Below are 1,589 nucleotides of genomic sequence, written 5' to 3'. Positions count from 1 at the left end.
GCAGGCCGGCCGCGGGCTCATCGAGCAGCAACAGGCAGGGGTCGGCGCACAGCGCCCGCGCGATCTCGAGGATGCGCTGCTGGCCCAGGGCCAGGCTGCCGGCCTCCTCATACATGTGGTCCTTGAGGCCCACGCGCTCGATCTGGTAGGCGGCTTCCTTGAGGATGCGCGCCTCTTCGGCGCGGTCCAGGCGCCAGGCCGAACTCAGCACGCCCTTGCCACTTCGCAGATGCGCGCCGATGGCGACGTTCTCGAGCACGCTCATCGTCGGCAACAATTTGACGTGCTGGAAGGTGCGGCTCATGCCCAGGCGGGCGATCTCGCGCGAGTCGTGGCCCGCGACCGGCTTGCCCAGGAACAGCACCTCGCCCGAGGTCGGGGTGTCGACGCCCGAGATCTGGTTGAACATGGTGCTCTTGCCCGCGCCGTTGGGGCCGATCAGCGCGAGGATCTCACCCGCTCTGACCTCCAGGCTCATGTTGTTGTTGGCCACCAGGCCGCCGAACTTGCGGGTGACGTCCTTGGCCTGGAGGATCAGCTCGCCCGCCTTCGGGAGCGTGCGCCGCGGCAGGGTCTCGGCGTTCGCATCGATCGTCTTGTGGGTCGCGCGCACCGGCACCAGTTTCTTGAGGATCGGCCACACGCCCTCACGCGCCCGGTGCAGCACCAGCACCATCAGGATGCCGAACACGATCATCTCGAAGTTGCCGCTCGCCCCGAGCAAGGTGGGCAGCCAGTCCTGCAGCCACTGCTTGAGCACGGTGATGACCCCGGCGCCGACGATCGCGCCCCACACGTAGCCGGCACCGCCCACCACCGCCATGAACAGGTACTCGATGCCGATATGCACGCCGAACGGGGTCGGGTTCACGAAGCGCTGCATGTGCGCGTACAGCCAGCCCGAGGCACAGGCGAGCAGCGCGGCGATGACGAAGATCACCATGCGCGCCCGCGCCGTATCCACCCCCATCGCCTCGGCCATCACCCGACCGCCCTTCAACGCACGGATGGCGCGGCCTTCGCGCGAGTCGAGCAGGTTGTGGGTGGTGAGCATGGCCACGAGCAGGAAGGCCCAGATCAGGTAGTAGATCTCGCCGCCCTCGTCCAGCGTCCAGCCGAAGATGCTGATCGCCGGGATGCCGCTGATACCGGTGTGCCCGCCCAGGCTCGCCATGGTGCCGAAGAGGAAATACAGGCTGATGCCCCAGGCGATGGTGCCCAGGGGCAGGAAGTGGCCCGAGAGCTTGAGCGTGAGCGAACCGAGGAGGATTGCCACCGCAGCGGTGATCAAGAGGCCCGCCACCAGCGTGAGCCAGGGCGAGGCGCCCACCCAGGCGATCCACGCCGGCAGATCGGTGGCGGTGGTGAGCGCGGCGGTGGTGTAGGCCCCCAGGCCCACGAAGGCGGCCTGGCCGAAGCTCGTGAGGCCGCCGACGCCGGTCAAGAGCACCAGCCCCAGCGCGACCATCGCGTACAGGCCGATGTAGTTCAACAAGGTGACGTAGTACGGCGACAGGATCGCCGGCACCAGCAACAGCAGGGCGAGGAAGGCCCCGAGCACCAGACGGTCGGTTCTCATTCTTCTTCCT

Annotated in this window: 1 protein-coding gene; it reads right to left on the bottom strand. The window is 67.8% G+C overall.

Annotated elements, in window-relative coordinates; translation table 11 throughout:
• A partial coding sequence (locus PLC66_RS22680; protein ID WP_324544439.1) for a branched-chain amino acid ABC transporter ATP-binding protein/permease occupies window positions 1-1,579 on the bottom strand: 1,579 nt, incomplete at its 3' end.
• Window positions 1,580-1,589: the final 10 nt, after the last annotated feature.

The organism is Thauera sp. (genome assembly GCF_035444905.1).
GTDB lineage: Bacteria > Pseudomonadota > Gammaproteobacteria > Burkholderiales > Rhodocyclaceae > Thauera.
This window is presented reverse-complemented; position numbering and strand designations above follow the sequence as displayed.